Here is a 12,384-nt window from a genome sequence, read left to right on the forward strand (position 1 = left end):
GCGCGGCGGGGCGGACCTCAGTGGCTGAGGATCTTGCCCAGGAAGTCCTTCGCGCGGTCGCTGCGCGGGTTGGAGAAGAAGTCATCGGGCGTGGCGTCCTCGACGATCTCGCCGTCGCTCATGAACACGACCCGGTGCGCGGCCCGGCGGGCGAAGCCCATCTCGTGGGTGACGACGACCATCGTCATGCCCTCCGACGCCAGCGAGGTCATCGTGTCGAGCACCTCGTTGACCATCTCCGGGTCGAGCGCGGAGGTCGGCTCGTCGAACAGCATGACCTTCGGCTTCATCGCCAGCGCGCGGGCGATCGCGGCACGCTGCTGCTGGCCGCCGGAGAGCTGGGCCGGGTACTTGTCGCGCTGGTTGGCGATCCCGACCCGCTCCAGCAGCGCGAGCGCGGTCTTCTCCGCCTCCGCCTTCGAGACCTTCCGGACCTTCAGCGGGCCGAGCGTGACGTTCTCGAGGATCGTCTTGTGCGCGAACAGGTTGAACGACTGGAACACCATGCCGACGTCGGCCCGCAGGCCGGCCAGCGCCTTGCCCTCGGCGGGCAGCGCGGTGCCGTCGATCTCGATCGTCCCGGTGTCGATCGGCTCCAGCCGGTTGATCGTGCGGCAGAGTGTCGACTTGCCGGAACCGGAGGGGCCGAGCACGACCACGACCTCGCCCCGCGCGACCTCCAGCTCGATGTCGCGGAGCACGTGGAGGTCGCCGAAGTGCTTCTGCACGGTGGTCATCCGGACCATGGGGGTGCTGGACGCGGGCGTGCTGCTCATGCTGCCTCCGGACATGGCGAGAGCCTGGACGGAACGGACAGGTGAGTCCACCACCTTGAGGAAGCTTTAGGGTCTCGGCCACGTAACGGAAGGGGCGGCGCGGGTGCACATCCTGCTGATCGAGGACGACGACCGGGTGGCCGCCGCGCTGCGCCCGGCGCTGCACCGGCACGGCATGACCACGACCCGCCTCGACCACGGCCGCAGCGTCGTCGACCACCTCGACGGGGTGGACGTCGTGCTGCTCGATCTCGGCCTGCCCGACTCCGACGGGCTCGACGTCTGCCGGGCGATCCGGGCGGTCAGCGAGGTCCCGGTGCTGATGGTGACGGCCCGCGGCGAGGTGTCCGACCGGATCGCCGGCCTGCACACCGGCGCCGACGACTACCTGGTCAAGCCCTACGACATCGGCGAGCTCGTGGCCCGGGTGCACGCCGTGCAGCGTCGCCGCAAGGTCGGCGCCGACGGCACCGTGACACCGGCCGGTGCGGCCCCGGTGACGGTCGGCGACGTGCACCTCGACCCGGAGCGGCACGAGGTCACGGTGGCCGGGCGGGAGGTCGTGCTCACCCGCAAGGAGTTCCAGGTGCTCGCGTTGCTCGCGCGCGCCGACGGCGCGGTCTGCACCCGCGCCCAGATCGTCTCCGAGGTGTGGGGCCGCGGCTGGGCCGGCGCGAACCGGACCCTCGACGTGCACGTCGCGACCCTGCGCACCAAGCTCGGCCGCCCGGAGCTGATCCGGACCGTCCGCGGCGTCGGCTACCGGTTCGCGGCCACCGAGGACTGAGGGGACCGACCGTGCGGAGCCGGTTGCTGCTGGTCGTCCTGGTGCTCGTCGGACTGCTCGCGGTCGGGCTCGGGGTGCCGCTGGCGCTCACCGACTCGCAGCGCAGCCAGGAGGAGGTCTTCACCGACCGGCTCACCGACGCCATCTCGTTCGCCTCCGCCGCCCAGCGCCCGCTGATCGAGTCGCCGGAGGGCCGGTCGGCCACGACCGCGTTCGCCGCCGAGATCACCCGCTACGACGAGGTGTACGGCGTCGCCGTGCTGGCGTTCGACCGGTCCGGCGAGCTGCTCGCCGCCTCCCGGCCGTCGGAGCGGCTGCCCGAGCTCGCCGGGGAGCCCGCCGACCGGCTGACCGTCGCGCTGGCCGGCCGCCGCTCGGCGCCCTATCCGCTGCTCATGCCGTGGGACGACGCACCGCTGGTGCTCGCCGAGCCGGTGCTCGTCGACGGCGAGGTGGTCGGGGCCGTGATGACGGTGTCGCCGACCGACGCGCTGCGCGCCGGTCAGGTCGGCACCTGGTCGGTGGTCGCCGGGGCCGCCGTGCTCGCCCTGCTGGCCGGGACGCTGGTGGCGCTGCCGCTCACCGCCTGGGTGCTCCGCCCGGTGCGCAGGCTGGACGAGGCGATGGACCGGATCGGCACCGCGGTGCTCGCCGGCGGCCCGCCCGAGCAGCCGACCCGGCGGACCGGGCCGCCCGAGCTGCGGTCGCTGGCCGGGTCGTTCGACCGGATGTCGACGACCGTGCGGGAGGCGATCGCCGGGCAGCGCGCGTTCGTCGCCGACGCCTCGCACCAGCTCCGCAACCCGCTGACCGCGCTGCGCCTGAGGCTGTCCAACCTGGACGGGCGGGTCGCGCCGGGGGCCACCGACGACCACATCGCGGCAATGGAGGAGGCCGAGCGGCTGTCCAGGGTGCTGGACGGGCTGCTCGCGCTGGCCCGGGCCGAGCGGGCCGCCGAGACCGGCGACCCGGACGCGGTCACCGAGCTCGACACCGTCGTCGACGACCGGGTGGAGAACTGGCGGCCGCTGGCCGAGCACACCGGCGTCGAGCTGCGCCGCAGCGGGCCGCACGGGCTGACCGCCCGGATCGACCCGGCCGGCCTGGAGACCGTGCTCGACGCGGTGCTCGACAACGCGCTCAAGTACACCCCGTCCGGGGAACGGGTGCGGGTCGCGACGCTGCGCGCGGCCGGGCGGGTCGGGGTGAGCGTCGTCGACGGCGGGCCCGGGATGCCCGCCGAGGACCGGGCCCGGGCCACCGACCGGTTCTGGCGGGCCCCCGGCCAGGTGAACCTGGAGGGCAGCGGGCTGGGCCTGGCGATCGCCGCGCGCACCGCGGCGGCGGCCGGAGGGGTGCTGGTGCTGGACCCGGCGCGCGGCGGCGGGCTGCGGGTGACGATCTGGCTGGACCCGCCCGCGCCGTCCGCTCAGTAGCCGTTCCTCAGTAGCCGTTCCTCAGTAGCCCTTGGTGGAGCGGTAGAACCGGACCGCGCCGGGATGCAGCGGGATCGGCTGGGTGCCGATCGCCGACCGGGAGTCGATCGTCACCGCGGCCGGGCTGGCCTCGGCGACCCGCGGCTGCGCGTCGAACGCCGCCCGGATCAGCGCCTCGGCCAGGTCGTCCGGCATCGCGGCGGTCACCAGCAGCGCGTTGCGGACCGACAGGCAGGACACCGGCCCGGGCAGGCCGTAGGTGTTCGCCGGGACCGTCGCCAGCGAGTACACCGGGAACTCCTCGCGGGTACGGTCGAGCGCGTCGCCCAGCTCCAGCAGCCGGATCGGGCTGCCGGCGGCGAGCTCCCGGATGCCGTCGGTGGGCACCCCGCCGGACCAGAAGAACGCGTCGAGCCGGTCCTCGCGCAGCGCCGTGACCGCGTCCGGCAGGCCGAGCTCCGCGGACTCCCCGAGCTCGTCGAGGCCGATCCCGGCGGACCGCAGCAGCCGGATCGCGATCGCCTGGTAGCCGCTGCCGTCCGGGCCGATCGACACCCGCCGCCCGCGCAGGTCCGACAGCCGGACCAGGCCGGAGTCCCGGCGGGCGACGACATGGGTGACGTCGTCGTAGAGCCGGGCCAGCGCCATCGGCTCGTCGGGGCCGGGCGCAGCGGGGCCGCCCGCGATGTCGGCGGCCACGTCGACCTGGCTGATCGCGACCGTCGCGTCGCCGCCGGTCAGCAGCCGCATGTTCTGCCCGCTGCCCGCGGTGTTGAGCACCCGCGGCAGCCGGTCCAGGCCCAGCCGCTCCTGCCAGATCGCGGCCAGCGCGCGGGCCAGGTTGATGTAGACGCCGGGCTGCACCCCGCCGGCGACGACCAGCTCCGGCTCCGGCGTCCCGCCGGTACAGGCACCCCCGGCGCCCAGCACGATGCCCGCGGCGAGCCCGGTGTGCAGCAGCGCACGCCGGGAGAGCGCGCCGGGACCGGGAGTCACCCGTCCATCTTCGGTGAAACCCCGCGCAGCAGGTGGGCCGGGGTGGCGCCTACCCTCGCAGGGGTGAGCCGCAGCTACACCGTGCGCACCTACGGGTGTCAGATGAACGTGCACGACTCGGAGCGGATGGCCGGGCTCCTGGAGGGCGCCGGGTACGCCAGGGCCGAGGATCCCGACACCGCCGACGTCGTCGTGTTCAACACCTGTGCGGTCCGGGAGAACGCCGACAACAAACTCTACGGCAACCTCGGGCACCTGCGGCCCCGCAAGCAGGCCAACCCGGACATGCAGATCGCGGTCGGCGGCTGCCTCGCGCAGAAGGACCGGGACACGATCACCCGCCGGGCCCCGTGGGTGGACGTCGTGTTCGGCACGCACAACGTGCACGCCCTGCCCACCCTGCTGGACCGGGCCCGGCACAACGAGGCCGCGCAGGTCGAGATCGCCGAGGCGCTCGAGGTGTTCCCGTCGACGCTGCCCGCCCGCCGCGAGTCCGCCTATGCGGGCTGGGTCTCGATCTCGGTCGGCTGCAACAACACCTGCACGTTCTGCATCGTGCCGTCGCTGCGCGGCAAGGAGCGCGACCGGCGCCCCGGCGACGTGCTCGCCGAGGTGGAGGCGCTCGCCGCCGACGGCGTGCTGGAGGTGACCCTGCTCGGGCAGAACGTCAACGCCTACGGCTCGGAGTTCGGCGGCGAGGCGGGCCGGGGCGCGTTCGCGAAGCTGCTGCGGGCCTGCGGCGACGTCGACGGCCTGGAGCGGGTGCGGTTCACCAGCCCGCACCCGCGCGACTTCACCTCCGACGTGATCGCCGCGATGGCGGAGACCCCGAACGTCTGCCCGCAGCTGCACATGCCGCTGCAGTCCGGCTCGGACCACGTGCTGCGCCGGATGCGCCGCTCCTACCGGTCGTCGCGGTTCCTGCGGATCCTGGCCGAGGTGCGCGAGTCGATCCCGCACGCCGCGATCTCCACCGACATCATCGTCGGCTTCCCCGGCGAGACCGAGCGGGACTTCGCCGACACCCTCGACGTGGTGCGCGAGGCCCGGTTCGCCCAGGCGTTCACCTTCCAGTACTCGACCCGGCCCGGCACGCCCGCCGCCGCGATGGACGGCCAGCTGCCCAAGGAGGTCGTCCAGGAGCGCTACGAGCGGCTGGTCGCGCTGCAGGAGGAGATCTCCTGGCAGGAGAACCGGGCCCAGGAGGGGCGCGAGGTGGAGCTGCTGGTGTCCAGCGGCGAGGGCCGCAAGGACGGCGCGACCCGGCGGCTCACCGGCCGCGCCAGGGACGGGCGGCTGGTGCACTTCGCCCCCGGTACGACGACCGGGATCCGGCCGGGCGACGTGGTCACCGTCGTGATCGACCGCGGCGCGCCGCACCATCTCGTCGCCGACGGCGGCGTGCTGACCCACCGCCGCACCCGGGCGGGCGACGCGGCCGAGGCCGGCACCCGTCCGGCCGGCGCACCCACCACCGCACCCACGACACTGGGGCTCCCCGTGTTCGGCAGGCCGGCCGACGAGCCCGAGCCGGCCACCGGCTGCGGGGTCCCCGCCACCACCTCCGGAGGTTCCCGATGAGCGACGTGTCCCCGCAGACCCGCGCCGAGATCGACGGGGTCGGCCGTGCCGCGATGCGCCGGATCGACCCTGGTACCCGGGCGATGGTGGTCGCCGTCGGCGTGGTGGCGGCCGTCGCCTCGCTGCTGCTGCCGTGGGTGGCCGGGGCGCCGGGCTGGCAGATCCTGGCCGCCGACGCCGGCGGGCCGTTCCCGACGTTCTTCTCTTACACGATGACGACGTTCGCGATCGTCGTCTCGGTCGCGGCGCTGCTGACCCGGCTGTGGGTGCTGGCCTGGCTGGCCGCGTTCGGCTGCGGCATCACCTCGGTGACCGGGCTGTGGGCGATCTGGTCGCTGCAGACCGGCGCCGCACCCGGGCCCGGCATCGGGCTGGTGCTGGGCGTGCTCGCGGTCGTCGTGCTGACCTTCGTGTGGGCCGGGGCCGCGCTCTCGCGGATGTGAGCGGGGCCCCGCCCCGGCCGGTCAGCGCTCGTTGACCGACTGCTCGGCCGCGTCCAGCCACTCCCGCCACTGGGTGGCCTGGGCGCGGGCCTGCTCGGCGCGCCTGCGGTCGCCCGCCGCCTCGGCCTTCTCCGCCTGCGCCTCGAACTGCTCGACCCGGGACCGGAACTGCTCGACCCGGGCCTGGGCCTCCGGGTCGGTCCGGCGCCACTTCGCCTCGGCGGCCTCGGCGACCTTCTCCTCGATCCCGCGCAGCCTGCCCTCCAGGGTGCGGATGTCCTCGCGCGGGACCTTGCCGATCTCCTCCCACCGCTCCTGCACGCCGCGCAGCGCGGCCCGGGCGGTGTCCGGGTCCGACAGGTCGATCTTCTCGGCCTCGGCGAGCAGCGCCTTCTTCGCCTCGGCGTTCGCGGCGAACTCGGAGTCGCGGGCGGCGAAGTGCTCGTTGCGGCGGGCGAAGAACCGGTCCTGCGCGCCGCGGAACCGGGCCCACAGCGCGTCGTCGGCCTCCCGGTGCGCGCGCCCGGCGGCCTTCCACTCGGTCATCAGGTCCCGGTAGGCGGCGGCGGTCGAGGACCACTCGTCGGAGTCGGCGAGCTCCTCGGCCCGGAGCGCCAGCTCCTCCTTGCGGCCCTTGGCGGTCACCCGCTGCCGGTCCAGGTCGGCGAAGTGCGAACCGCGGCGCCGGTTGAACACCTCGCGGGCCTTGGAGTAGCGGCGCCACAGCTGCTCGTCGGTCCGACGGTCGACGCCCTTGATGGTGCGCCACTCGTCGAGGATCGTCTTGAACCGGTCGCCGGCCTGCTTCCACTGGGTGGAGTCCTCGGCGAGCTTCTCCGCCTCGACGGCCAGCGCCTCCTTGCGGGCCACCGCGTCCGCGCGGGCCCGGTCGCGCTCCTCGCGGGCCGCGGCGACCCCCTGCTCGGCGCGCGCGACGAGCTCGTCGAGCCGGGACCGCAGGGCGGCGACGTCGCCGATCACCGGCGCGTCGTCCAGCCCGTCGCGCAGCGCCTGCAGCGCGGTCAGCGACGCCTTCGGGTCCCCGCCGCCGGCGATCCGGGCGGCCAGCACCTCGGTCTCGGTGACCTGGGCGTCGAACCGCTTCGCGTAGTGCTCCAGGCCCTCGGCCGGCGGACCGGCCTGGTAGGAGCCGACCACCCGGTCACCGTCCGGGGTGATCAGGTGGATGGTGCCGTCGTCGTCGGCGCGGCCCCACCGGCCCGGGTCCGCAGCGGCGGACGGGACGGGGGAGGGCTGCGCGGCGGGCGGGGCGGGGGCCGCGGCGGGTGCGGCGGCCGCGGCGGGCGGCGGACCCGGGCGGGCGCCCGGTGGCGGTCCGGGCCGGGGGCCCGGCTTCGGTGCGGGCCCGGCCGGTGGCGGGCCCGGTCGTCCGGGTGTGGCGGCGTTGGTCTCGGGCACCGGTGTGTCCTCCTCGTTCGGCCCACCGGATCGCCGGCGGGCGCCCCGTCCGTGTCCGGCCGGGGCCGTGCGCGCGCCGAACTCCGCGCCGCGGCGGGAGTCGGAAACGCGATTCAAGCAGGTGAACCGCCTCCGGGGGAACCGCAGAGCCCCTGCCCGGTGACGACCGGCGGCGACACCGCCCACGGGCCGGTGGCCGCGTGCGGGCCGTTAGGCTCGGACGTCGTGCCCGCCGCGATCGCCGTCATCCCCCAGCCGCCACTGCTCGTCCCGGAACTGAGCGGGGACACCGCCGCCGGGACCGAGGCGGTCCGGGCTGCGGTCCGGGAGGTCGTCGCCGCGCTGGCCGCCGTCGCCCCGGAGTGGATCGCGGTCGGGGCCGACCCGGGCGGGCGGCGGTCGGTGCCCGCCGGTGCCCGGGGGACGTTCGCCGGGTACGGCCGGGACGTGCCGGTCGCGCTGCCCGGCGACGACGGGCCGGACGAGGGCGCGGAGCTGCCGCTGCCGCTGCTGGTCGCCGGGTGGGCTGCCGCCGGGGCGGGGGTGCGCTCGGTGTGCGGGGAACTCGTCGCGCCGGACGCTGCGGTCGCCGACTGCCTCGCCCTGGGCGCGGAGCTCGCCGCGGGCGACACCGGGCTGCTGGTCGTCGGCGACGGCGCCGCCAAGCACACGGCGACCGCCCCCGGCGGGTTCGACGAGCGGGCCGAGGCGTTCGACGCCGTCGTCGCCGACGCGCTGGACCGGGCCGACCCGGACGCGCTGGCCGGGCTCGATCCGGTAGCGGCCGCGCAGCTGTGGGCGGCCGGCCGCGCGCCGTGGCAGGTGCTGGCCGGTGCCGCGGCGGGCCGCAGCTGGTCGGCGACCCACCGGCACACCGGCGCGCCCTACGGCGTCGCCTACCACGTCGCGTTCTGGGCGCCGTCGTGACGCCGGACCTGGTGGCCGTGGTCGGGCCCACCGCGACCGGCAAGTCGGACCTGGGGCTGGAGATTGCGCTCGCGCTCGACGGCGAGGTGGTCAACTCCGACGCGATGCAGCTTTACCGGGGGCTCGACATCGGCACCGCGAAGCTGTCCCCGGCCGAGCGCCGCGGCGTCCCGCACCACCAGCTCGACGTGCTCGACGTCGACGAGTCCGCGTCGGTCGCCGCCTACCAGCGGGAGGCCCGCGCGGTGATCGAGCGGCTGCGCGCCGCGGGCCGCACCCCGGTGCTGGTCGGCGGGTCCGGGCTGTACGTGCAGGCCGTGATCGACGAGCTGGAGTTCCCGGGCACCGATCCGGACCTGCGCGCCGGGCTGCAGGACGAGCTGGACCGGCTCGGCCCCGCCGCCCTGCACCGCAGGCTGGCCGAGGTGGACCCGGCGGCGGCGGCCGAGGTGCTGCCGTCGAACGGGCGCCGGATCGTTCGCGCGCTCGAGGTGATCGCGTTGACCGGGCGCCCGTTCCGGGCGACGCTGCCGACCACCGGCCCGCCGCGATACGGCGCCGTCCTGCTCGGCGTCGACCGCGGTGTCGACGAGCTCGACGAGCGGGTCGCCCGGCGGGTGGACCGGATGCTCGACGACGGCCTGGTCGAGGAGACCCGGCGGCTGCTCCCGGCCGGGCTCGCCCGCGGCCGCACCGCGTCCCGGGCGCTGGGCTACCGCCAGGTGCTCGACGCGTTCGACCGGGCGGGCACCGAGCCCGGCCCGGACGAGCGGGAGCGGGTCCGCGCGGAGACGGTGCAGGCCACCCGGCGGTTCGTCCGCCGCCAGCGGGCCTGGTTCCGCCGGGACCGGCGCATCCACTGGATCGACGGGGCCGCCGACGATCCGGCCGCGGACGCGCTGTCGGTGCTGGCTCGTAGGCTGGTGTCATGACCGGCGGGATCGCGTTCACCAAGGGGCACGGCACGCAGAACGACTTCGTCGTGCTGCCCGACCCGGATGCCGCGCTCGACCTGACCCCGGAACGGGTCGCGGCGCTCTGCGACCGGCATCGCGGTCTCGGCGCCGACGGCGTGCTGCGGGTGGTGCGCTGGGCGAAGCTGGCCGGCGACGAGACGGTCCCGGAGCCGGTCCCCGGCGTCGAGTGGTTCATGGACTACCGCAACGGCGACGGCTCGATCGCCGAGATGTGCGGCAACGGCGTGCGGGTCTTCGCCCGCTACCTGCACGAGCGCGGCTGGTCGCCGGGCGGGGGTGCGATCGGCACCCGGGCCGGGGTGCGCACCGCGACCGTCACCGGCGAGGGCGTGTCGGTGGAGATGGGGTCGGTCACGATCGGTCCGGCGTCGGTCGCGACCAGCGGGACCACCCGGTTCGACGGGCTGGTGCTCGATGTCGGCAATCCGCACCTGGCCTGCGTCGTCTCCGCCGACCCGGACGCGCTGGACCTGACCCGCGCCCCGGCGCACGATCCGGACGTGTTCCCGCACGGCGTCAACGTCGAGTTCCTGACCCCGCTCGACGGTCCCGCCGTCGGCGGCCGGATCCGGATGCGGGTGCACGAGCGCGGCGTGGGGGAGACCAGGGCCTGCGGCACCGGCACGGTCGCCGCCGTCGTCGCCGCGCTGCGCGCCGCCGGGCACGCCGCGGGCGACGTGCGGGTCGACACCCCCGGCGGCGAGCTGCGGGTCACCGTCGAGGCCGGATCGGCGGATCGCACCGGCACCACCGTGCTGCACGGCCCCGCCGTGCTGCTCGCCACCGGCGAGCTGGACCGCGGCTGGTGGGAGTCCCCGGCCTGATCGTTCGCCGGCGTCAGTCCAACGCCGAGCTCGCCGCCCGGCTGGGCCGTGATCCGGCGACGACGCTGCACCATGTGCGCAGGCTGGTCGCGCACGGCTTCCTGGTGGCCCAGCCGGCCCGCCGAGGTGCCCGCGGATCCCGGGAGATCCCGTACCGGAGCACCGGGCTGTCCTGGTCGCTCGACGACGCGGGTAGGCACGAACCGGTGGCCGAGGCGGGACTGGAGGCGTTCCTCGGCGAGGTCGCCGACGTCGGCCGGGCCGCGCTGGATCAGACCCGCCTCGTGCTGCGCCTGCCACCGGAGCGCGTCGCGGCACTGCGCGCCGAGCTGGACGAGCTGCTGGGGCGCTACGTCGCCGAGCCGGTGCTGCCGGCCGCCGAGCCGCTCGCCGTGTACCTGGCGCTCTACCCGGGTGACCCGCCCGGCGAAACGGACCGGACAGCGGCTCGGGGAACGTGGGACACTCGGGGGCAAGATGACTGAAGCCCACACGCCCGCCAGCCCGTCCACCGGGGAACTCGAACTCGAGGAGCGCTCGTCGCTCCGCCGCATCGGCGGCCTGTCGACCGAGCTCACCGACGTCACCGAGGTCGAGTACCGCCGCCTGCGCCTGGAGCGGGTGGTGCTGGTCGGCGTCTGGACCGAGGGATCCGCCGAGCAGGCGGACGCCTCGCTCGCCGAGCTGGCCCGGCTGGCCGAGACGGCGGGCTCCGAGGTGCTCGACGGCCTGGTCCAGCGCCGGTCGACACCCGATCCGGCGACCTTCATCGGCTCCGGCAAGGTCGACGAGCTCGGCGTCGCCGTGCGCGCCGCGGAGGCCGACACGGTGATCTGCGACGGCGAGCTGTCGCCCGGTCAGCTCCGTCAGCTCGAGGAGCGGCTCAAGGTCAAGGTGATCGACCGGACGGCGTTGATCCTCGACATCTTCGCCCAGCACGCCCGCTCGCGGGACGGCAAGGCGCAGGTCGAGCTGGCCCAGCTGTCCTACCTGCTGCCCCGGCTGCGCGGCTGGGGTGAGGCGCTGTCCCGCCAGGTCGGCGGTCGTGCCGCGGGCGGCGTCGGGATCGGCGGCCGCGGCCCGGGTGAGACGAAGATCGAGCTCGACCGCCGCCGGATCCGGGCGCGCATGTCGAAGCTGCGCCGCGAGATCGGCGCGATGCGTCAGGTCCGGGAGACCCAGCGCGGCAACCGCAGGCGCAACGAGGTCCCGTCCGTCGCGATCGTCGGCTACACCAACGCCGGCAAGTCCAGCCTGCTCAACCAGCTCACCGACGCCGGCGTGCTGGTCGAGGACGCGCTGTTCGCCACCCTCGATCCGACCACCCGCCGGACCGAGACGCCGGACGGGCGGGTCTACACCCTCACCGACACCGTCGGCTTCGTCCGGCACCTCCCGCACCAGCTGATCGAGGCGTTCCGGTCGACGCTGGAGGAGGCCGCCCACGCGGACCTGCTGGTGCACGTGGTCGACGGCTCCGATCCGCTTCCCGGCGACCAGATCGCCGCCGTCCGGAAGGTGCTGGTCGAGATCGGCGAGGAGCAGGGCGGCAGCATGCCGACCGAGCTGCTGGTGGTCAACAAGACCGACGCCGCCGGCGACCTGGCGCTCGCCCGGCTCCGGCACGCCCAGCCCGACGCGGTGTTCGTCTCCGCGCACCGCGGCGACGGCATCGACCTGCTCCGGCACCGGATCGCCGGCTTGCTGCCCCGCCCGGAGTACGACGTCGACCTACTGCTGCCCTACACCGAGGGTGCGCTGGTCGCCCGCCTGCACGACGAGGGCGAGGTCCTCGCCGAGGAGCACACCCCCGAGGGCACCCGGGTCCGGGCCAGGGTCGGGCCGGAGCTGGGCACCGCGGTCCTGCCGTTCGCGGTGGCGGGCGGCCCGGCCGGTACCGACAGCGGGTCCGATCCCGACCTGCCGGCGACGGCGGCGGGGCGCTGACCCGGGCGGTCCGGGCCGGATCGAGGGGCGGGCCGGGCGGTCGCGTCCGGGCGACACGGCGGCGGGCCGCCCTGGGACCGCTGCGGCGGGCCGCCCTGGGACCGCTGTGGTGGGCCGCCGTGGGTCTGCTCCTCGTGACCCTCGGGCCGGCCTGCGCAGTGGCGGCCGCCGGGTCGCCTGCCGTCGGGACGGCCGGCGCGCCCGGAATGCCTGGGGCGCCGCCGCCGGCCGCGCGCCCGGTCGTCCCGCCGCCTGACGCTGACCCGTCGTC

Annotated in this window: 12 protein-coding genes; 9 read left to right on the forward strand and 3 right to left on the reverse strand. The window is 75.7% G+C overall.

Features of this window, described 5'->3' with window-relative positions; translation table 11 throughout:
- Positions 1-17: 17 nt before the first annotated feature.
- Positions 18-746 (reverse strand): amino acid ABC transporter ATP-binding protein, encoded by a 729-nt coding sequence (locus tag ABZ881_RS06950; protein WP_358482572.1) that lies wholly within the window; start codon positions 744-746, stop codon positions 18-20.
- A 133-nt stretch (positions 747-879) separates the two neighbouring features.
- On the opposite strand from ABZ881_RS06950, the gene ABZ881_RS06955 reads away from it, so the two are divergent.
- Both ABZ881_RS06955 and ABZ881_RS06960 read left to right on the forward strand, forming a co-directional pair.
- Positions 880-1,563: a response regulator transcription factor gene (locus ABZ881_RS06955; RefSeq protein ID WP_358482446.1), complete on the forward strand. Its 684-nt coding sequence runs from the start codon at positions 880-882 to the stop codon at positions 1,561-1,563.
- Between the two features lie 11 nt (positions 1,564-1,574).
- A complete protein-coding gene (locus ABZ881_RS06960) occupies positions 1,575-2,999 on the forward strand; it encodes a HAMP domain-containing sensor histidine kinase (protein WP_358482448.1) in 1,425 nt (474 codons plus the stop codon).
- Positions 3,000-3,020: 21 nt separating this feature from the next.
- On the opposite strand, the gene ABZ881_RS06965 is transcribed toward ABZ881_RS06960, so the two are convergent.
- Positions 3,021-3,995 carry a TAXI family TRAP transporter solute-binding subunit gene (locus ABZ881_RS06965; protein WP_358482450.1) on the reverse strand — a complete coding sequence of 325 codons (975 nt, stop codon included), beginning with the start codon at positions 3,993-3,995 and terminating at the stop codon, positions 3,021-3,023.
- A 63-nt stretch (positions 3,996-4,058) separates the two neighbouring features.
- On the opposite strand from ABZ881_RS06965, the gene miaB reads away from it, so the two are divergent.
- Both miaB and ABZ881_RS06975 read left to right on the forward strand, forming a co-directional pair.
- Positions 4,059-5,576, forward strand: a complete 1,518-nt coding sequence (gene miaB, locus ABZ881_RS06970) for a tRNA (N6-isopentenyl adenosine(37)-C2)-methylthiotransferase MiaB (RefSeq protein ID WP_358482452.1) — start codon at positions 4,059-4,061, stop codon at positions 5,574-5,576.
- Positions 5,573-6,019, forward strand: coding sequence for a hypothetical protein (locus ABZ881_RS06975; RefSeq protein WP_358482453.1), 447 nt, complete (start codon positions 5,573-5,575; stop codon positions 6,017-6,019). Before miaB ends, ABZ881_RS06975 begins: the two co-directional genes overlap by 4 nt.
- A gap of 21 nt (positions 6,020-6,040) precedes the next feature.
- On the opposite strand, the gene ABZ881_RS06980 is transcribed toward ABZ881_RS06975, so the two are convergent.
- Positions 6,041-7,438 carry a DUF349 domain-containing protein gene (locus ABZ881_RS06980; RefSeq protein ID WP_358482455.1) on the reverse strand — a complete coding sequence of 466 codons (1,398 nt, stop codon included), beginning with the start codon at positions 7,436-7,438 and terminating at the stop codon, positions 6,041-6,043.
- A 225-nt stretch (positions 7,439-7,663) separates the two neighbouring features.
- Between ABZ881_RS06980 and ABZ881_RS06985 the strand changes: the two genes are divergently transcribed.
- From ABZ881_RS06985 to hflX, 5 genes are read left to right on the forward strand one after another with little or no spacing between them, the layout of a single operon-like run.
- Entirely contained in the window at positions 7,664-8,365 is a 702-nt protein-coding gene (locus tag ABZ881_RS06985) for a hypothetical protein (protein ID WP_358482457.1), read from the forward strand.
- Entirely contained in the window at positions 8,362-9,297 is a 936-nt protein-coding gene (gene miaA / locus ABZ881_RS06990; protein ID WP_358482459.1) for a tRNA (adenosine(37)-N6)-dimethylallyltransferase MiaA, read from the forward strand. Before ABZ881_RS06985 ends, miaA begins: the two co-directional genes overlap by 4 nt.
- Positions 9,294-10,166 carry a diaminopimelate epimerase gene (dapF, locus tag ABZ881_RS06995; protein ID WP_358482461.1) on the forward strand — a complete coding sequence of 291 codons (873 nt, stop codon included), beginning with the start codon at positions 9,294-9,296 and terminating at the stop codon, positions 10,164-10,166. Before miaA ends, dapF begins: the two co-directional genes overlap by 4 nt.
- Positions 10,148-10,651, forward strand: coding sequence for a winged helix-turn-helix transcriptional regulator (locus ABZ881_RS07000; protein ID WP_358482463.1), 504 nt, complete (start codon positions 10,148-10,150; stop codon positions 10,649-10,651). The genes dapF and ABZ881_RS07000 overlap by 19 nt, the downstream gene beginning before the upstream one ends.
- Positions 10,644-12,113, forward strand: a complete 1,470-nt coding sequence (gene hflX, locus ABZ881_RS07005) for a GTPase HflX (RefSeq protein ID WP_358482466.1) — start codon at positions 10,644-10,646, stop codon at positions 12,111-12,113. Before ABZ881_RS07000 ends, hflX begins: the two co-directional genes overlap by 8 nt.
- Positions 12,114-12,384: the final 271 nt, after the last annotated feature.

Source organism: Pseudonocardia sp. NPDC046786 (genome assembly GCF_040645415.1).
GTDB classification, from domain to species: Bacteria; Actinomycetota; Actinomycetes; order Mycobacteriales; family Pseudonocardiaceae; genus Pseudonocardia; species Pseudonocardia kongjuensis.

Excerpts from the sequence above, each read along its gene's own strand:
- ABZ881_RS06950 (WP_358482572.1), bottom strand. The coding sequence starts at position 746 with ATGGTCCGGATGACCACCGTGCAGAAGCACTTCGGCGACCTCCACGTG.
- ABZ881_RS06975 (WP_358482453.1), top strand. The coding sequence starts at position 5,573 with ATGAGCGACGTGTCCCCGCAGACCCGCGCCGAGATCGACGGGGTCGGC.
- dapF (WP_358482461.1), top strand. The coding sequence starts at position 9,294 with ATGACCGGCGGGATCGCGTTCACCAAGGGGCACGGCACGCAGAACGAC.
- hflX (WP_358482466.1), top strand. The coding sequence starts at position 10,644 with ATGACTGAAGCCCACACGCCCGCCAGCCCGTCCACCGGGGAACTCGAA.